This is a genomic window from Nostoc sp. DedQUE09, assembly GCF_034530915.1.
GTDB lineage: Bacteria > Cyanobacteriota > Cyanobacteriia > Cyanobacteriales > Nostocaceae > Nostoc.
Genome location: NZ_JAVRCE010000018.1, coordinates 47742 through 68239 on the forward strand (window position 1 = coordinate 47742; position 20498 = coordinate 68239).

The 20498-nt window shown below is 41.5% G+C and carries 10 protein-coding genes; 2 read left to right on the forward strand and 8 right to left on the reverse strand.

The features are described from left to right. Window positions 1–74 precede the first annotated feature (74 nt). Window positions 75–1139 carry a YheT family hydrolase gene (locus tag RMY27_RS14140; protein ID WP_322664146.1) on the forward strand — a complete coding sequence of 355 codons (1065 nt, stop codon included), beginning with the start codon at window positions 75–77 and terminating at the stop codon, window positions 1137–1139. A 145-nt stretch (window positions 1140–1284) separates the two neighbouring features. Here RMY27_RS14140 and RMY27_RS14145 read toward each other — a convergent pair whose 3' ends face one another. Both RMY27_RS14145 and RMY27_RS14150 read right to left on the reverse strand, forming a co-directional pair. Then, window positions 1285–1452 carry a hypothetical protein gene (locus RMY27_RS14145; protein WP_322664148.1) on the reverse strand — a complete coding sequence of 56 codons (168 nt, stop codon included), beginning with the start codon at window positions 1450–1452 and terminating at the stop codon, window positions 1285–1287. Between the two features lie 43 nt (window positions 1453–1495). Then, window positions 1496–1765 (reverse strand): hypothetical protein, encoded by a 270-nt coding sequence (locus RMY27_RS14150; RefSeq protein WP_322664150.1) that lies wholly within the window; start codon window positions 1763–1765, stop codon window positions 1496–1498. A gap of 606 nt (window positions 1766–2371) precedes the next feature. Between RMY27_RS14150 and hetI the strand changes: the two genes are divergently transcribed. Then, window positions 2372–3079: a 4'-phosphopantetheinyl transferase HetI gene (gene hetI, locus RMY27_RS14155; protein ID WP_322664152.1), complete on the forward strand. Its 708-nt coding sequence runs from the start codon at window positions 2372–2374 to the stop codon at window positions 3077–3079. 83 nt (window positions 3080–3162) lie between these two features. On the opposite strand, the gene RMY27_RS14160 is transcribed toward hetI, so the two are convergent. The 6 genes from RMY27_RS14160 to RMY27_RS14185 form a co-directional block, all read right to left on the reverse strand. Beyond that, window positions 3163–3966, reverse strand: coding sequence for an SDR family oxidoreductase (locus RMY27_RS14160; RefSeq protein WP_322664154.1), 804 nt, complete (start codon window positions 3964–3966; stop codon window positions 3163–3165). A gap of 571 nt (window positions 3967–4537) precedes the next feature. Next, window positions 4538–6052, reverse strand: a complete 1515-nt coding sequence (locus RMY27_RS14165) for a thioester reductase domain-containing protein (protein WP_322664156.1) — start codon at window positions 6050–6052, stop codon at window positions 4538–4540. Window positions 6053–6054: 2 nt separating this feature from the next. After that, window positions 6055–7731 carry a PfaD family polyunsaturated fatty acid/polyketide biosynthesis protein gene (locus RMY27_RS14170; protein WP_322664158.1) on the reverse strand — a complete coding sequence of 559 codons (1677 nt, stop codon included), beginning with the start codon at window positions 7729–7731 and terminating at the stop codon, window positions 6055–6057. Window positions 7732–7921: 190 nt separating this feature from the next. Beyond that, window positions 7922–12670, reverse strand: coding sequence for a PfaB family protein (locus RMY27_RS14175; RefSeq protein ID WP_322664160.1), 4749 nt, complete (start codon window positions 12668–12670; stop codon window positions 7922–7924). Window positions 12671–12946: 276 nt separating this feature from the next. Beyond that, entirely contained in the window at window positions 12947–14674 is a 1728-nt protein-coding gene (locus tag RMY27_RS14180; protein ID WP_322664162.1) for an SDR family NAD(P)-dependent oxidoreductase, read from the reverse strand. A gap of 325 nt (window positions 14675–14999) precedes the next feature. Continuing rightward, window positions 15000–20393 carry a polyketide synthase gene (locus tag RMY27_RS14185; protein WP_322664164.1) on the reverse strand — a complete coding sequence of 1798 codons (5394 nt, stop codon included), beginning with the start codon at window positions 20391–20393 and terminating at the stop codon, window positions 15000–15002. Between the last annotated feature and the right edge of the window lie 105 nt (window positions 20394–20498).

The window sequence follows — 20498 nt, forward strand, 5'->3', positions numbered from 1 at the left end:
TTTTAAATCTTACATAAATATTAAGATTAAATGACTGTGAAATCAAGACTCAATTACACGAAATCTTATAGTCTATGATGTGTTATACTCCCCCCTACAATCCGTCTTGGTTTTTACAAAACGGTGTGATGATGACTGTATACACCGCTTTGTGGGGAAAACGTAACTGGCAAAGTACTACTAAAGACCCAGAACCGTCTTATCACGAGAAAATCTTCATTGGTGGCCAAGGTGTGCCAATTTTTGGCTTGGTTGCCATCCCGGAAAATGCTCATAGCACGATTATCGGTACTTATGGCATTACCGGAGAGTTGGAGACGGAATGGTTTTTGAGGGTGCTAGGACGTAAGGCTTACGCTCAAGGATACGCGATTGTGTTATTTGATTGGCGGGCCCACGGCAAAACGGCCGTTTTGTCCCCAACTCTAACTTCTGATGGTTTGTATGAGGGGGAAGATTTTGTTCGCATCGCTGCTGCTGCTAAGGCGATGGGATGTCCGGGGAAATTTTGGTTGACAGGGTATTCTTTAGGAGGGCAATTGGCACTCTGGGCGGTGAAGGTGGCTGGCGAGGTGATTAGGGAGGATGAAGATTTAGGATTAGAAGATAACGATATTGGCGGTGGTATGGTGATTTGTCCGAGTTTGGATTCGGAGCGATCGCTATCTTACCTAGTTACAAAGCCCTTTGGTAGATATTTAGAAGCAGGGATTGCCCAAAATTTAAAAAAACTGGCGTGGCGGATTCATGATGCTCATCCTGGAAGTATTGACCCAGAAGCGATTGAACGGGCAAACAGTATCTGGGGTTTTGATAATGAACTGGTAATTAACCGACTGGGTTTTTCTTCTGTGGAAGCATATTACCAAGCAAGTAGTGCTTTACAAATACTGCCGCAAATATCGAAACCGACTTTGATTTTATATGCTGCGGACGATCCACTTTTTGACCCAAGTATCATACCGGAATTAGAAGAAGCTTGCGATCGCAATCCCGCAATAGATTTATTACTCACTCAGTACGGCGGTCATGTTGGCTATTTGAGTAGCAAAAATTGCCAGCGTCAAGTACAAGATTCTGACCCTTGGTGGGCATGGAATCGGGTTTTACAATGGTTAGAGAAAAAGCGAATGGGGTAGTTGACGAGAAAATATTCAAGTTGCTAGGCTACTCGACGGATGGAGTCGTATGGTTTGGAAATCCAAAAAGTGAATAGAGTAGCTTGTTTTTGCTACTTGTCCTAAATAAATTATTGCAATATAGAGGATGGCATTGGCTGAGAAACTACCACAATATTATTGGTAAACCAGCAATGACAGAAGCAACACCTGTCCAGAGAGTAAAACGCTCAACATCTACTTCATCCAAAGCAACGCTCATTTCCTTAATTGATAATAGCAGCGCTGTCAGTAGCAGCATAAAGAAAGCAAGGTACTCCAAATTAATAATCATTCATCCTCGATATGTTCTATAAAAAAGTAGCTCTAATATGTTTTTAACAAGCTTTAGCAAGGTTTTTTTGTTCCAGATTTAACAATTTATGAGAAAAACTATTTATTAGTGAAGAGATATCTACTTCAGATAGCCAAATCATGGTTTCATAACCAACCCGACCCATTTCTGGCTCTGGCCCCATAGGCATTTCCACCAAATATTCCCAGCAACCTGACTCAAATCGGTAGTTTTTAATGATGCCTTCCCCACCCATAAAACTTACGATTTGACCTTTACAAAGCTTAGGTTCTGGCAAATCACTTGCAGACATTCCTCGTAATTCCTTGGAGTAACACTGTGATAACTAATGTTGTAGCCAAAGGAAAATTTATTATTCTCTGTCAAGGGTTTTAATGTATTCTCTTTCAGAGGATTTAACCTTGAGCAAAGGATCGTACATCTAAAGTAATAAAAATGGCACGTATATGTAGAGTAATAAATTAGTATGTTAGTCAGGGAAAGCGCTCACAGCTACCGTAGTTATGTTTACAAGCCGACTTAACATTTAACAATTCCTCTGGCAGATTTATTCTAGGGAAAACAAACGCAGTTATTTTGCTAAGTGATTAAGTTAATATTTGAAATGCCATCCATCAAATTAGAAAGCATTCTCCTGCTGATTAAATAAAGGGAATATACTGTAAAGCTCACAAAATCCTCTTTGTTTTCCAAAGCTGTGACCCCGCGTTGAACATCCGAAGCGATAAGCCTGAGGCATGGCTACGCTTATCGTATTGGTCTGGCGCATAGTATAGTAGCGCTAAAGCATCAAACTAGATCCACCAATAATAATTATTGTGAACAAACTACTAGAGTACAAAACCTTATCCAATACAAAAAGAAAAAAATCCAAATAAAATCTGAATTACGAATTATTATGAATCTCTGGCTACCTGCACCAACAGATTTAACTTTGCAACTGGATGAGATTCATGTCTGGCGTATAGACCTTGACCAACCAGAACCACAACTGCAAAAATTAGCAGCGACTCTTTCCAATGACGAAATAGCTCGTGCTGAACGGTTCTATTTTCAGGAACATCGGCAGCGTTTCATCGCTGGTCGTGGTATTCTCCGAACTATATTAGGTCGCTATTTGGATATCCAGCCCCGACAAGTGCAGTTTAATTATCAACAGCGTGGCAAACCAGTATTAGCAGATACATTTGCCGATAGTGGACTGGCGTTTAACTTGTCTCATTCCCAAGGGTTGGGTTTGTGTGCGGTGAATTGTACTAGAGAAATTGGTGTAGACCTAGAATATATTCGCCCGATGTCTGATCTAGAAGCTCTTGCCAAACGGTTCTTTTTACCGAGAGAATATGAAATGTTGCGATCGCTATCTCCCAACCAACAGCAAGAGGTATTTTTCCGTTACTGGACTTGTAAGGAAGCTTATTTAAAAGCAACTGGAGACGGACTATCCCAGTTAGAGCAAATTGAAGTGTCGTTGACTCCCACGAAACCAGCCAAGTTACAGATAACTGAAGACTGGAGTCTTTTTGAACTAGTACCTGCTAACAATTATGTTGCTGCTGTTGCTGTAGAGAACTTTGGCTGTAACTTAAAGTGTTGGCAGTATTGATGTTGATTAAGCTCATCTCTTGGCTGAAACAAGAGAGATATTGCGGACAAATGACCAATGACCAATGACAAATGACAACCTGCTTACTTATCTTCCTGCATATTTCTCACAATCTTTGTCACCACCTTTCTAGGTACAAATCTGACACTTTTTGCCAGTAGTTTATTCATAAAACCAGGAATGACAATGGTTTTGCCCTTCATTAAGCCGTGAAAACCAATTTCGGCTACTGTTCGTGCATCCATCATCCGCTTACCCTTGAGCAACTTAGAGTCAGCCATCCCGGTTCTTTCGTGAAAGCCAGATGCGGTTGAGCCTGGACAAAGAACTGTCACAGTGACACCTGTACCTTCTAATTCATTAGCGATCGCTTCAGAAAAAGATAAGATATAAGCTTTAGTAGCAAAATAAACCGCCATCAAAGGCCCTGGTTGAAACGCAGCAGCCGAGGCAACGTTTAATATTTTACCTTCACCTTGCTTTACCATGTGCTTTACAAATAGCTTGGTTAAATGGGTGAGGCATACCAAATTTACCTGTAGCATTTCCAATTCAGCAGCTAGGTCTGTTTCGTGAAATAATCCATAAATACCAAATCCAGCATTATTTACCAGCACATCAACATTAATATTGGCGAGTTGCAACTCCGTGAAAATTTCTTCAGGAGCAGTTGATATAGATAAATCCTTAACAATAGTTTTGACAAGATTTCCGAATTGTTTTTGGAATTTAGCTGCAATTTCTACTAGCTTTAGCCCGTTTCTGTCTACTAAGACTAGATTGTAATCATGAGCAGCAAAAATACAGGCTAATTCATAACCAATACCATCGGCTGCTCCAGTAATAAGAGCAGTTTTTTTGCTCTGAGTTTGATGTGTTGTGTTCATGTAAGAATATTGGTGAATTCAACTTGATGAAGCTGCGTTGCATTTACAGTGGTTCTCGTTCTACAATTAAGTACGCGTAATATCTCAACCGACAAGAAATGTCTTGAGTTATTACCCTTTCAAATACTGGTGTGATGCCTTGGATAGATGTAGCAGTCCAAACCAAAATTTAGGATTTATGCATCGAAGAAGTTGGGAATTAAAGGAGCTTGGTTATTTCAGACTGCTACCATTTGGCTTTTGATCACTTACAAAAGGCAGAGGGTAAAATCAAACTTTTATGCCCGACACTAACCATTCTATCCTTGATTGCTTCTGTCAAGAGGTGAATACTAAAAATTTACATTATTGAGCATAAAAAAACAGGGCAATATAATTGCCACTGTTGGTATATAAGTTGTTGCTGGCATCTGAAATATTAACTATTCAGCAGTACTGACTTTTAAAAAACATCGACTGAATAAACTTGTTTTGTTGTAGTTGTAGGGTGTGTTACGGCTTCCGTAACGCACCGAAAGTATTCGGGATAGTGCGTTACGTTCCTAACACATCCTACGCAATTTGTGAATTCCTAAGCGAGATTCAAGAAACCGCTTTGAATCAAGTAGGCGGTATAAGTCATAAACAATTGAGAGTCAATTGGAGGACAAACAATAGAACTATCTGCTAGCGCATGGAGAGTATCTTGGCAGCTGATATGAGGTCTTCTAGCTTGTAAGTACAAATCAGGAATAGTCAGTTGTTCATCAGACCAGCGTTCCAGTAAAAAGGGTCGCAGAGTGTACAAAGGATTGTCAGCAGAAGTGACATTATTGATTAACTCTGATTGCCATTTTTCATAGGGAATCATTTCAACTGAATAACCAAAAGAGCGTATCCACTCAACTAGCATTTTTAAAGCAGCGGGTTGGGGATGTTGTAAATTGAAAGCCTTACCTACAGATTCTTTTTGCCGTGATAGATAAACGATCGCTTTACTTACATAGTCCACAGGAGACATATCCAACATATAATCTACATCAGGGAAATATCCCATTTGTAGACAGCCCTTGGTCATCAAATTGATAAAGTCATGTGTGTTACAGATGCCTGTTTTGCTATCACCTGAAATCAGTGGGGGTCTATGGATAGTTACAGGAAGTCCACGGTCACGAGCAATTTTAACTAACTTTTCAGCTACCCATTTAGTTTGTGAGTAACCAAGATAAATACCTTCCCAATGATTGAATTCATCCTGCTCTTTGACAACCTTGCCAGCATAAGCAGTGGATTCAAAAACAGCCACACTAGAAACGTAATGTACAGGCTTGACTTTAACTTGACAAGCCAATCTCAAAACTTCTTGCGTTCCTAATACATTGGCTGCTTTCAATGCTGAGTAAGGAAAAACATAATTTAACAAAGCACCACTATGATATATAGTATCAATATTGGTAGCTAAAGTTTGAAATTGTTCAGAGCCAACACCTAACAATGGTAAAGATAAATCGCCGACAATAGGAATAATTCTGGAGCTAAATTCTTCCTGCCAAATTGCATACTGTTCCAGATTCTTTTGGAGTTTGCTTTTGCCTTCTTCGGCATTAGCAGCACGCACTAAACAATAGATATCCGCATTGGTTTCCTGTAGCAATTCCCGGATGATAAAAGCTCCTAAAAAGCCCGTTCCTCCAGTTAAAAAGATGTTCTTGGGTTCACCCACAAGCACATTAGATGCAGCACCGGGATGGATGGTAGGGTCAAGAACAGCCTCAGCACCTAAATCTAGAATAGAGGGTGCAGCGTTGGCATTAGAGGCTACTACCTTTGTATCTTGAATCGGCGAACCTTCTTGCACTTCTTCAGCTAAACGCTGTGAAAGAGCTTCAATATTTGGGTAATGCCACAGCAACAATGGAGATGGTTGAAATCCGAGCAACTTTTCTAAGTTACTTACTAGAATCATTGCTTGGGCTGAATCCAAACCATAGTTTTCTAAATGTTCTTTGACATCTATTTCATCAGTTGCTACTCCTAGCAACTTAGCTAAGTTAGATACCAAAAATATTTGAATATCGTCTGCTGTGAAAGACTGTTTTATAGTCATTTTTAAATCTCCAACAATGATGTAGAACGAACAGGGTGATACTGACTGTAATAATCGGAAGTTTGTAGACCTTGAATTTTCAAATTTTGGACGCGATACAAAAAGGCTGCACCAGTCATAATTTGATTAGCAACATCAACTACACCACGATTATTTGGTTCAGACAAATAAGAACCACGTACCCAGTCATTGAAACCGCCCATTGCCGGGCCACACCAAATTTGATAATCTACTTCTCTACCTTTTTCGCCAGAACTAGACCAACGGGAAGATAATCCTAGATACCAACGGAAAATCAACGCCATTTTCAGTTTAGGATTATTAACTGCTTTTCCAAGTTTCTCAGGATTCTTTTGGGATAAATAAGCCGCAGTTCCTTCCCATACTTCAGCAATAGTTTTGCGAAAAACTTGTTTTTCTAATTTCTCTCTTTCTGCCAAAGGAATTTCTTCAATGGAATCATAAGCACGATAGAGTTCAAATAATTTCTGCGCTCGCATGGGGAACATTGTACCCCGTTTGAGAACTTGTAATTTCACTCCCATTTCAAACATATCTGCTGCTGGGGCCATTATCATATCAGCCATTTCTGCTTGGGCTAATAACTTTTTGGTATGTTCACAAGCCCCAGATTCAACACATGATTGATTAATGGAACCAGTCATTATATAAGCAGCACCCATCATAAAGGCTGCTAATGCTGATTGTGGTGTCCCAATTCCCCCTGCTACACCAATTCTAATAGGTGTTTGGTAATGATATTGTGCTTGAATTTCATCTCGTAAGGCAATAATAGAAGGTAACACACAAACTAGGGGACGATTATCTGTATGTCCTCCAGAATCAGCCTCGACGGTAATATCATCAGCCATTGGAACTTTAGCTGCTAGGGTTGCTTGTAACTCAGTAATTAACCCTTGTTGAAGCAGTTCTTTGAGGATTCTGGCGGGTGCTGGTTGCAGAAATTTAGTCGCAACTTCTCTGCGAGAAATTTTGGCAATGATTTTATTTTTGATTTCAATTTGATTGTTGCTATTTAAGCCCAATCCAGCAACACGGTAATAAACAATGTTGGGTGTCAAGTCGAGAAATGCAGATGCTTCTACTGTTCTCACTTGATATTTGAGGTATAAATCCACAGCCCGACGTTCAATCGTAGGTTCGTTAGGACTGTGAATTAAATTAAATGCATAAGGCCCTTGAGGTAAAGCTTCTTGAATGCGATTTATGGCTGCTTCCAAACGTTCTGGAGTTAAACCACCTGCACCAAAGGAACTCAAAATTTGCTCTTTTCCTAGTGCAATGACCATTTCTTCAGAAGCAATTCCGCCAGCCATTGCGCCGGTAACGTAGGCATATTTTACTCCATGAGAGGAGAGAAAATTGGGATCTCCAAATTGTTGAATGCGGATTGGGGCTGCAAATGTCAGCAGTTCTACTTGTGCTGTTGTGCCATTATCACCAGGGGATAAATAACCCTCATTAGTGACACCGATTTTTCCGGCAACTTTCACGATGTAGCAGGGTTTATTTAACACCATCAATTTATCTTTGATGGTTTGTTTCTCGAAAGATACAGTTTCTAAAGAACCTTTCCAAATCTGGTTTTTGTTATGAAACCAGGTGGAGAAGTTAAGGCCATTATCGTGTTTACTTAGTACCGTATCTACGGTTGTCACGGCAGTTATCCCTCGGATTACAAGCAATGGATGATAAAGTTGAAGGGTGTTGACTCTGTTAACGAACCGCAGAGGCGCAGAGGGCACAGAGTAAGAGAGTAATACCAATTCTCTAGGAGATGCACGTAATAATTTTTAAACGCAAAGGACGCAAAGCAAGAGAAAGTTTAGAGAGAATTGGTGTAAAATATTAAGATTCTTCGTTAAGCAAGTTTTGGGCACAAGCTAGTTGCAATTGAATTATTTCGCTCATTTGTTGACTGTAATCTTGTCTAGCTTGTAAGAAGGCAGTGTGTGCTTTAGTTATCTTTGAATTATTAGCATTGAGCTTTTGATACTGGGTCTTATTTAAATCGAACATGCTGATGATGCTACTAATTTTTCGAGTTATGACTGGTGGGGAAGAAAGAGAAATTGGCTGTCTAATTGCGCTTGACTCAGAAGATTGTAATTGTTCTTTCGTTTCAAAAACGTTATCAATGATATTTTTCGGTTTTACTTCTTCTGTCTGAGGCAAGATGTTAGAGGAATGACTTTCTTCTTGGGTTATGTGGTTAGAAGTGTTAAGAGAATCTGTGATTTCAGATTTTTGGACATTAGGTATATCTAGATGCTGTATTTTGAAGCGATCGCTCCTAATATCCCCAGCAAAATCTTCAACAAGTTTGCGATTTTCTTCGCTCAAAATTGTAGCAGCGATCGCTTTCCCACCCAAGGTAACTGTTCTCAATGTTGCTTTACTTAAATTAGCGGTTTCTTGAGCTTTGCTATACAAGGGTGATAAATCCAGATTCACCTGATGACTGAGTAGTTTTGCTAATGCTTTGACCATTGAAGCATGGTCATCCATTCCCCTACGATTTAGAGAGACTGTGATGTGTTCTTTGTTGCCGAGAATTTTATCAATCCATCGTGAACAAACGCTACCTGCGCCTGCTTCTAGGAATATTTTGACCCCATCGCCGTAGACACGATTAACTAATTGCGGAAAATCAAGTTCTTGGCACAATCCTTTGGCGATATTGTGAGCGATCGCATCTCTTTCGAGTGCAACTGGTTGATAATCGGCGGCAGAATAAAACACAATCCCAGGAAGATTTTGTGATGGTAAGCTGTTTACCTTCTTGATTTCCTCGAACTGCGATCGCATCGCCTCACAATGTATCACATGGTCGAAGGGAGCGGGGAAAGAATTGCAACCTAAAGTTGCAATCACTCGCTTACAGGCTGCATCTTCACCAGCAATTAATACTTCTTCTGGTGTGTTGATTTGAGTTAAGTAGACATGATTTTCATGTTTCAGGCATTCTCTAACTTGAGATGGAGTAGCCATGAGAACATAGGTATTCCAAAAATTGTTGTTTGGTGAATCTGTTAATCCCCAATATTCACGCACTGCATTTTTCGGCCCAGATAACTTATCACCAAATAGAGGTGATGAGTTTAAGGTATTACTTCCGCCCTCAAAATCACTCCAAACCCCTTGGGCAACCATCATACTAGTTTCACCCAAGCTATACCCAAATACAGATTGCGGCTTGACTTTAAAATCATCTCGGAAAATTGCCGTCATGTATCTAGCAAAGGCGATTTCACTTTCAAACATTGCCAGTGAATCATCTAACAATTGCTTTTCGAGAGTTTCTAATTGTCTAGTTGTCAATTTAGGTAAGCTTCTGGGATAAACCAACTTTTCAACATCGGCAGCCCGGTTGTAGAGATTGTTACTTTTTAAATCCTCGAAGACTTTCGGAAATAAGCGAAAAACAGTCCGACCAATGCCAATATAAGAATTGACTGCTGCGGGATAAACATAAGCAACGGCTCCAGTTTTGCCCAATGGTTTCGCTGTGAAATAACTACCTATTGGTGTTTGCCAATCTATACCATTTTCAAAGGCATTATTTACACCTTTGCGGGCAGATTCAATTTCTTTGAGTAGTTCTTTTGTGTTACGTCCTGCGATTGATAAGACGTATTTTGGATCAGATTGCTGTTGAAAGGTAGCGAATGTTTGGCTGGCGGTAGCTGATAAAGAAGAACTAGCTTCGATGGATTTTTGGAGATGGTTTAGGATATCGGGTATAGTGGAGCGATCGCTAACTGCGATAGGGAACAGATGAAAAGGCATTTGTTGCAAATATCTGTTGTCGCGCTCCTCTTGGCTGGGTTCCTCCGATAAGATTAAATGGGCGTAACTGCCATCTATACCCATGCTATTAATTGCTGCTATTCTGCGTGTACCGCCTTTATCGACAAACCAAGGTCTTGATTCCATTGCCACATAGAAGGGGCTACCTTCCCATACTTGCGGTGTTTTGACACCAGACCATTTGGGGGTGGCGGGAATATACCTGTAATAAAGACAGAGAGAGGTTTTGATTAAGCTAGCAATTCCCGATGCTGTGTAAGTGTGGCCGATATTGGCTTTAACGCTGCCTAATGCACAATGCAAACCATTGCCCACTTTCGGATAAGCTTGCAGTAAACCCGTGATTTCGGCTTCATCCTCCTGGGGAACGCCACTACCAAAGACTTCCACATAGTTAACTTCTGTAGGTTGAATCTCCGCCATCTCGAAAGCTTGTTTGCAGACATTGCTGATAGCTGAAGCATCAGGTTTTACCAAAGTGTCACTCAAAGTAGAATTACCTTGTGCGAAACTCATGGCATCAATTACTGCATAGATGCGTTCGTTGTCTTCCTTAGCAGCTTCGTAGCGCTTGAGGACAACTGCACCCGCACCTTCGCCAACCGTCCAGCCGTTAGCTTGTTGGTCATAACCCAAAGTGTTGACACCTGTATTAATTGGCGCAAATTGGCTGCGGAATAAGACATTTTCCACACCACCGGCTAAATCTACTGCACCAACAACCACCGCGTCTACTTCTCCAGTAGCGAGTAGCATTTGGGCAATTTCCAACGCTTTTAGGGCGGAATTTTCGCCAGCGCTAACAGTGAATGCAGGGCCAGTGAAATTCCATAAAGCCGAAATCCGACTTGCCATGATGTTGGCGATGTGACTTACATATTCGCCGATTTCTACTGGTTGATGAATACTATCTTTGACAATGGTTTCTAGTTGCGCCAGCTGTTCAGCAGGTAGAGAAATTCCTTGGTTGAGTAAGCCATCCTTAACTTGCCAAGATAGATTCCATCTTTGCTGTAGCTGATGCACAGAGAATTCTGTCTCTGCGGCGACAATCACTGCGACATTGCCACCCTCCTGTAGTTTCGCATCTTTGACGGCGCGATCGCTAACCTTCAGGAGCAATAATTGCTGCGGATTTAACTTCTCGATTTCATTCGGTGGGATTTTGCACGATAAAGTATCGATTTCAAAATCTTTGATATATGCCCCTACTGGTGCTTTTCCGTCTGCTAAACCGTACTCTTTCAGAATACTTTCTTGATTTTCTATACCATGCCATCTTTGAGGCGGTAGAGAAGTAAAATGCTGTGTTCCATCATAAATGCTACGTTCAAAAGCATCTAAACCATTGCAGTTACCAAAAAAGGCATCCATACCGACAATGGCGACTTTGGTAGGTGGAACAGGTGGAATTGATTCAACTGATTCTGCTGTATTTCCTTGTTCTAAAATCAGATGAGAATTAGTACCGCCAAAACCAAAAGCGCTAATAGCTGCCCGTTTAATTGATACGTTATTATTAGGCCATGCCGTAGCTGTTCTAACAATTTTGTCGGCGGAAACTGTACCTTTTTCTGATGTTAAAGGTTCCGAAACATTCATGGTTGCTGGAATTACACCATGAGACATACTCAAAATCACTTTAGTCAAGCCAACCATGCCAGCAGCAGTTAACAAGTGACCAGTATTTGCCTTAGCAGAACCTACCAGAGGCGCGGCTTGATTTTGACCAAAGAATGTTTCTATGGAGTTAAATTCGGTTGTATCTCCTAGTAATGTGCCAGTAGCGTGACACTCTAGATAATCAATGCTTTTTGGACTAAATTTCGCCTCATTGTATGCTCGTTCAAAAGCTAAAACTTGTCCTTTAGGATTCGGACTCAGTAAGTGCTTACCTTTGCCATCATTTGAGAGTCCATTACCGCAGATGGTAGCGAGAATATTATCGCCATCTCTGACGGCATCAGAATATCTCTTCAGCATCACCATCCCAACACCATCGGCGGGAATTAACCCTCTAGAAGATTTATCTAAGGGGCGGCTAATGCCGTTTTCTGCATACCCTTGAACACCGGAAAATAACATCCGCACGAATAGCGAATCTGCACAACTGATGGCTCCAGCTAACATAACATCAGCTTTGTGTGACCATAAGTAATGAGATGCTAGTTTAATCGCATAAAATGAGGACGAACAAGCAGCATCCAGACATAAATTAATCTGGGATAGAGATAAAGCTTGAGCAACGATAGATGCTGGTAAACCAGATATCATCGCATTGTATAAAGACGCTTTAGTTGCACTTGGCACAGCTAAATTAAAGTCTTCATACTGCAAAAGTTCTCTGACAGCAGGATTAATAGCTTGCTGGTAAATTGGAGAGAATAATTGATTAGATAATTTTGTCGGGAATGATAAATTACCTAAAATTACTCCACATTTTGCCAGAACATTTTGATTACCCCAATAACCACTTTGTTCAATTGCTTGTTTAGCGGCATACAATGACCATTTGAAGGTGTTATCTAAGCTATCAACAAATTCTGATGGTAGATTGTATTCAGATGGATTAAACTGGAAGTTGCGGATGTAACCGCCTTTGAGGGAATAGGTTTTGTCTGGTGTACCTTTGATTGGATTGTGAAAGATTGTCGGATCTACTCCGATTTCTTCGACGGTTGCAGAGGATGTCGAATCTTTTTGATTAACGATGTTTTGCCAGTATTCTTCAGGATTCTTTGCATCGGGGAATAGGCACGATAACGCGATGATGGCTATTTTTTCCACGATTTATATGCTCCGAGTTTGGGTATTTAGCAAGAGATAATTAAAAGGCAGGATTTACGCTGTTCCCCAAACTTTAAACGAGGCAAGTTATAGCAATCCTAAGATTAAGCTAGCTTTGATAGTTCGTAGTAAAAACATTAGAGTTGAATTATTAGCAAATTCTCTGCGACCCTTTGCGTTTCCCTTTGCGAACCTTTGCGTTTAAATTTAAATGCTCAATTCGTCAAAATTTCACGGACTAAAGTCCTTACTACAAACTTTGGATTTCACAGATTACTAGCTTCTAAGCATTTTCATTGACCAAATAATGGCATGAGCACCGAGCATTCGTGAATAGATTTTTCCCTGACGGTCGTGTATGATAAAGTTTGCGATCGCACTACTTGGTGTCTTAGATAGTACTTCACACGAAACGTAAAAAGTTTCGTTATGTGGTATCATCGCAAATTGTTCAAACTTTTCTACTTTTCCAGGTAAACAACCTTCTTCATGAAAGTGTTGTGTCCAAACCCATAAGGCGTGCATACTCAAGTCAGTTGTGTAAGGATTTACCCATTGGACAGGGAATTGTCCTTGTTCCTGTGCGCTGAGTTCTGGCCACAGACATTCTGTAGTGATTTTTTCAGGACTGATGTTTAAGACTCTTTTGATTTCTTGAAAAGCCGGGCCGTGAAATAATGTGGCTCCACCATTTTGGTAAAAATCTTTTCCTGTAGCGGTGATGATATTATCTTCTTCGAGATTAAGAGATTCATAAGTGGGTACATCTGGGATTTCTCGCTGGAGATTGAGTTGAGCGCTAAAATGAAAATGGATTCTGCCTTGTGGGTTTTTACTCGAAATTTTGGCTTTAAGTTCGATTCTTTCAAGATTAACTTTAGAAATTTCTTCTATCTCTAAAAAATGTTCCTTTGCTAATGTCTCATTGAAAGTAATCCCCTTTAAAACTTTAAAATCTTGGTAATTAAACAATCTGTAACCTGGATATAATTGCTCAGAAGCATTGATAATCCAGGTCATTGCACAAGTTGCTGGTAAAACTGGAGAACCAGCAATCGTATGATCGTGTAAAAATGGATTAGCCTCCAATGTCATTTGGCGACGAATACGATAAGTTCGTAGTTCTGAATCTAACTCCGCCGCCAGTGGAACTAATGGGCTACCAATAACAACTTGTGAGGTTGCATAATTGGTATTATCCATTTCCTTAACGAGCATTTGTGCCCCAACTGCAATGGGAATTATTTCGATTTTTCGCTCTTGAAAAATTTTCTTTAATTCTGCTGTCACCATGCCACTATCCCAAGCGCCCCAGTTAATAGCGACTACATGACATGAGGGATAACTTTGCTTAAATATATGGGCTGATTTGTTCAGAATTTCATTTGCGATCGCATAATCAGATTGTCCAGGATTTCCGTAAAAACCTGTGACGGAAGAAAACAAAACTAAATGCTGAAGTTGATTAGGGTTGACGCAAGCTAACAGGTTTTCTAAGCCTTGAACTTTGGCAGTGTAAACTTTTTCAAAATCCTCTTCTGTTTTCTTTTCAATTAACTTATCAGCTAAATTTCCAGCGCCGTGGATGATTCCGGTAATTGGGCCGAGATTTTGCACAGCAGTGGCAAGTTTTTCTTGTAAAGCTTGCGTATCTGTAACATCGACACTAATATATTCTGCTTTAGCTCCGGTTTTTTCAATTGCTGCAAGAGTTTTTTTAATCTCGCGGCTGGAGGTAATTTTGTTATATATTTTTTGCACATTCATGGGTGTGGGCTTCTCTCCTTGAGAAAGAAGATTTTCCATGATGCATTTTTTCAATGCGGAGTCGTCAGAATTTTGAGCATAATCTGGCTCGGTTTCTAATAGTTCGGAGCGACCGAGGAGGATGAATTTGCAGGGTTGCTGTTGGGCTAATCTGATAGTACACTCAGCCGTAATCCCTTTTGCACCGCCGCTCACAACAAAGACAGATGATGGACTAAGCTGGGCTGTTTGTGTCATAAATCCTCGTGAATACCTGCTTAAATTGGGTTTTTTGATGTGCAACTTATTTTTGAAACCCCACTTCCATTCCTCTCCCCCACAGGGCTACGGTGTACATGCAAGTCTGAAGTAGCTGATTAACCAGGGTTTTACCCCACCCTAACCCTCCCCTTGTAAAGGGGAGGGAACTAGATTCCTGTTTCCCCCCTTTATAAGGGGGGATTAAGGGGGGTAATTCGACTTGTGTGTACACCGAGGCTTTGATTCTTACTCCCTAACGCTAGTAGGGAAGGGGTTGGGGGTTAGGTTCGAGAGAAAGTTGCACACAACATTAATCAACTTTTTAATCGGCGATAATGGTGACTCGTCCTTGTGAGCCGTAGCCAACTTCACTTATATAAAGGTTGGGATCGTGAAGTTCGGCGATGATGTTTTGTACTGACTGTTTAGCATCAAGTCTGGGACTTAAATCGATCGCACGAGTAAACACCTTTGGCCATTCCCATCTCAGAGTTTTGGTTAATCCAAATAAACCAGCACCGATCGCACCGAAGTTGACTTTATACTCTAAACCGAAGGCTCCATCAAGGTGAGCTACTGTGCAGAAACAACTACGTCCATGCTTTGCGGCTTCGTTTAGAGAGGATTTGAGGTGTTTCGCCATCAAAAATACGTGCTTGACGATGGCCTTTTCTGATTCGTTATAAGAAATACTTCCAGTGTGATTTCCTACAAACATTGGATGGAGATGGATGAAAGCCCCAATCGCTCCGCAGTGAGATGCGATCGCTTGTAGTTGTTGTTGAAGATGTTCTTCACTCAAGTTTGCTAAGGTGACGCGGGTTACTCCTGTGGGTAAGGGCGCTTGTTGGGCGATAAGGGATTGGGGGAAGCTGATAACTACTACTTTCCAGCCTTTCTCGATTAGGGATTCAGCTAATTTATAAGTGGTGAGGGAACCATCATCGGTGATTAAACCGATGTGTCCCTCTGGTAACGTGAAATCCAAATAATCGGGCTGTGCTAGGCTTCTGAGTTTGACCGGATGGCGCTGGATAGTATGCTCTAATTCCGGTGGTTGTTGGACAAACTCAGGCTCAGACTTTTTTTTTTCACCTCCAGCCAACTGCTGTAGGTAATCGACTATTTGACCGATAGTGCGAAGATCGCCGAGTTCTTCAATATTCGGTTTGGGTAAGTTAGGGTACATTTCTTGCATCGCCCCTAAGATTTCTACCCGTTTAATCGAGTCAATCCCTAAGTCGGCTTCCATGTCCATTTCTAGTTCCAGCATCTCAACTGGATAGCCGGTTTTATCGCTGGTGATAGCTAACAGGGTTTCACCTAAGTTGGCAAATTCATCACTGGTAACGGCTTCTGGTTCTGGGGTGAATGCGACAACTACGCTTGGTTCAGGTGCAACAACTACCTCAACTACTGGTGCAGCCTCTACTGGAATCTCAGTTGCTTGTTGTACTTCGTGAATTGCAATTTCTACAGAAACACTTCTGGAAGCGTGAGATTGCAGATACTCTACAACTTGACCGATGGTGCGTTTTTCTGACAGTTCTTCTAAATTGGGCTTGGGTAGGTTGGGGTACATTTCTTGTAGCGCCCCTAAGATTTCCACCCGTTTGATGGAGTCAATTCCTAAATCAGCCTCCATATCCATGTCCATTTCCAGCATTTCGACTGGGTAGCCGGTCTTGTCGCTGGTTATGGCTAACAGATTTTTATCCAAGTCAACAATATCGATGGTTGCGCCAGATACAGGTGCAGCAGTTGTGGGTGCTGGTGGGGTGAATGCAACAACTTCCTCGACTGGAGGTGAGCTAATTTTGACTACAACCTCGGCTTGGGGTTCTACTACTGGGACAGGTGGCGCGACTACAGGCTCTACTGTCTCGACAGTGGCGAAGTGAGGAGTGGGAAGTGGGGAATAGGAAGTTTCAACTACAGGCTCTACAGCAGGCGGCAGAGGTTCTTGAGTAACTGTTGAGCCGTTTTTAGCTACAGGCTCAGTTACAGGCAAAGGCTGGCTTTCTACTATCTTGGTAGTAGCAGGTACTGGTGCATCACTAACAGTTGTTTCTGTTGTAAATGGGATGAAATTGCTTATCTCTGTTAGTTGGGTTGCTCCATCACCAGAGATGATTTGAGAATACTCTTGCTGTATGAGTTGGAAAAAGCTCTTAGTATATTCCAACTGCTCTTTAAGATATTGCTCATGGATGCGTAGAGTTTCACCTTGTTGGGAGTGAAACTGCATCATGCTACGCTCTAAGCTTTCCATGACAACAAGCTTCATTTTGGCAGTTTCGGCTGTTGATTTACTTTCACTCAACAAGGAATTCTGCTGCTGCATCAGTTGAAAAAACGCTTTAGCGTATTCCATTTGATGGTTGAGATAAGTACCGTGAACTTGTAAATTCTCAGCTTGATTTTCCTGAAACTGTGTCAGGAGGTATTCTAAACTTGCTAAAAGTTGTTGGTAATTTGTAAGTTTTTCTGGCGTTGGTTGCATCTTTGATTCCTGGGCTGGTTGTGAAAGGGTCACAGGATTCATCTGTTGCTCTGGCTGGTTGATAATATTAGAACTCACACCGTTCATTTCTGGGGTGGATTTTTTATGTCCGTTAGTCTCAATTACAGCCAGAGGCGGAGTCACACCTGGGCTGCTAAACAAAGGAACCGCATCAGAATATTCGGGAGTAGGTAATGTGACTTTATGCCCATCCTGCAAAGCTTGAGCGAAGGCATTTTTCGTTTTTTCGGATCTGTAGTTTATCCCGTTTAAACGGACATTTAATGTCTTCTTCGTCTCAATTGGCGGGATGGTTTGGGGAAGTTGGTAAGGATCGAGGTTATTCAAAGCCAAACCTATCACCCGCAACTGCACAACTGCTTCTCGCAAGGAGCGATCGCTATTCTTTTGAGTGCTGGGGTTCAAAGATACGGTGATGTGTGGGCGATCGCCAAGGATATCTTTGACTAAGTTGGTCAAAATTCTTCTCGGCCCAAATTCCACAAAGCAAGTACCACCCGCCGCATAGATATTTTCAATTTCCTGTTTAAACAGCACTGAATTGGAAAGGTGCGTTTCGAGGATTTTTTGAATACCTTGGGGTTCTTTGGGATACTGCTTACTGGTAACGTTGCTGTAAACAGGGATTTTGGGACTTTGGAATTTGACAGACTTGGTAGCGATCGCAAATGATTTCTGAGCAAAGGCGATTAGCGGTGTATGGAAAGCTGCTGATACAGGTAGCAATACAGCTGTATATCCTTTCTCGTGTAAAGCCTCTTTGATTCTCGCTATTTCTGCGGTAGGCCCAGCCAAGACAAATTGAGTCGGAGAATTTTGATTAGCGATCGCAACTTGCGGAAAATGTCTCAGCACTGCTTCCACTTTGCTGATATCTTCTTTGACAGCCAACATACTACCCGCATCATGATCTGGATCTTCGGGTGCAGCCATTGCTTGACCCCTAGCTTTCACTAAGAACAAGTAATCTTCTGTACTCAAAACCCCCGCAGCCCATAGCGCTGTGAGTTCACCAAAGCTATGACCGGCAACAAAATCTGACTTAAATCCAGCTTGTTGCAGTATGCTATACATCCCTGCACTCAACACCCCGATGGCTGGTTGAGCGTATTCTGTGCGTTGTAAGGCAGCAATTTGGACATTCTTTTCTGCTTCTCCAAACACAGGATGAGGGAAAACGATTTCTGACAACGGCTGCAAATTATCTTTGAGCAACAGGCTATCCATATAACCATGAAGACGGCGCATCAAAGGAAAATTCATCACCAGTTCGCGTCCCATCTCCAGGTATTGCGAACCTTGACCAGAAAATAGAGAGACAACTTTTCCGCCCAACTCCATACCAGAGGAACGGTAATAAATTCCTTGGGGATGCTCCCAAGATGCTGCTGTTCCTTTGTGTTTCAGCCAGTCAATGCTAGTTTGCAATAACTTACAAGCTTCTTCCAGATTTTCAGCGACAAACCCAAATCTGGCAGCAGAAAGGGGAATTTGTTGTGATTTGCACTCATTGACTAATTGTGCGTAATGTGTGGGTGCATCTGGCGATCGCAACTTACCTAAAATCTCTTCCGATTTGCTCAACAATTGGTCTACTGTAGGAGCAAACAACAGCACTTCACTAGCATCACTATGTAAGCGGTAAGCGGCGTTTTGGTCAGCTTCATATTCTTCCAAAACAACGTGATAGTTGGTTCCGCCAAAGCCAAAAGAACTTACACCTGCGCGTCTTGGTGCTTCCCCTTCTGGACGAATCCAAGGTCTAGTTTCAGTATTCAAATAAAAGGATGAATTTTTAATGTTGAGTTTGGGGTTCGGCTCAGTGATGTTAATTGTTGGTGGTAATACCTTGTGATATAAAGCCAAAGCAGTTTTAATCAAACTCGCCGCACCCGCAGCCGCTTTTGTGTGTCCGATTTGCGATTTCACACTACCCAAAGCGATGTGCTGCTTTTTATCATCATGTACATCAAAGAAGTCTTTTAAAGAACCGAATTCTGTCGGATCTCCAGCCATTGTGCCTGTACCATGTGCTTCCATCAAACCAACAGTAGCGGGAGAGAAGCCGGCATCTTCATAAGCACGTTCTAAGGCTTTAACTTGACCTTCTTTGCGGGGAGCATAAATGCTCTTGTAACGCCCATCGCTGGAAGTACCAATACCTTTAATTACGGCATATATTTTATCGTTGTCCCGTTCAGCATCTTCTAACCGTTTGAGGACAATCATCCCGATACCTTCACCCAGCATCATTCCATCCGACTTAGCATCGAAAGGTTTGACATTTTCACTAGGAGAAACAGCCGGGGTTTTGCTGAACGATATGTAAGCCATGATGGTGTTATCGGTATCAACGCCACCAGTTAGCATCATGTCAGAACGATGCTCAACTAGCTCACTAATTGCCATTTTTAAAGCACCGAAGGAACTAGCGCAAGCGGCATCAACTACGCAATTCATCCCGCCAAAATTTAGGCGATTGGCAATTCGTCCGGCGACTACGTTAGCTAACATTCCAGGGAAAGCGTTCTCATCCCATTTCACGTAAGCGCTTTTGATTTTATCAACGATTTTTTGGGTATCTTCATCGGATAAACCACTGCTTTTGAGCGCTTTTTCCCAAATCGGATATTCCAACCTGGCAGAAAGTGGCATTCCTAATTGCTTGGCCATCGCCACGCCTAAGATTACCCCAACCATCTCGCGGTTAAACTCACGTTGTTCGCCATAACCTGCATCTTCCATCGCTTCTTTCGCAACCACTAAACTTAATAGTTGCGATACATCTGTAACTTCTAAAATGCTGGGTGGTATGCCGAATTCCATCGGATTAAAATCAACCTCTGGAAGAAAACCGCCTCTTTTGCAGTAGGTTTTATCCTCAGTAGTTCTGGGATTCGGATCGTAATAATCTTCGACGCTCCAGTGAGTGGAAGGAACATCAGTAATACAGTCAATTTTGTTTACTATATTTTGCCAGTATTCGCGCAAATTTCTGGCTTGAGGCAATAGAGAAGCCATCCCAACAATTGCGATAGGATTGTGTTGTAATTGTCTGTTAATTCTGTTAATTGACACTGATTTATCTGATTTCATTTTTTTTCCTTCGATAGACTTAATTACAGCCTGTTCACAATTATTTATCAGGCTCTCTAACTCCGTTAAGGCAGTATCAATTGAATAAGCAGACATAGGGCATAGTGAGTACTGTGGATTGTGTAGTTACAGTAATTTCTGTTGCCTACTAATAATCAAAAACTCTTGTTTTGTAAGCAGTTAGCTATTTTATATTTGCTA

What these genes read in the sequence shown, in the direction of transcription:
- RMY27_RS14140 (WP_322664146.1), top strand. Translation starts at nt 75, where the DNA reads ATGATGTGTTATACTCCCCCCTACAATCCGTCTTGGTTTTTACAAAAC.
- RMY27_RS14145 (WP_322664148.1), bottom strand. Translation starts at nt 1,452, where the DNA reads ATGATTATTAATTTGGAGTACCTTGCTTTCTTTATGCTGCTACTGACA.
- RMY27_RS14150 (WP_322664150.1), bottom strand. Translation starts at nt 1,765, where the DNA reads ATGTCTGCAAGTGATTTGCCAGAACCTAAGCTTTGTAAAGGTCAAATC.
- hetI (WP_322664152.1), top strand. Translation starts at nt 2,372, where the DNA reads ATGAATCTCTGGCTACCTGCACCAACAGATTTAACTTTGCAACTGGAT.
- RMY27_RS14160 (WP_322664154.1), bottom strand. Translation starts at nt 3,966, where the DNA reads ATGAACACAACACATCAAACTCAGAGCAAAAAAACTGCTCTTATTACT.
- RMY27_RS14165 (WP_322664156.1), bottom strand. Translation starts at nt 6,052, where the DNA reads ATGACTATAAAACAGTCTTTCACAGCAGACGATATTCAAATATTTTTG.
- RMY27_RS14180 (WP_322664162.1), bottom strand. Translation starts at nt 14,674, where the DNA reads ATGACACAAACAGCCCAGCTTAGTCCATCATCTGTCTTTGTTGTGAGC.
- RMY27_RS14185 (WP_322664164.1), bottom strand. Translation starts at nt 20,393, where the DNA reads ATGTCTGCTTATTCAATTGATACTGCCTTAACGGAGTTAGAGAGCCTG.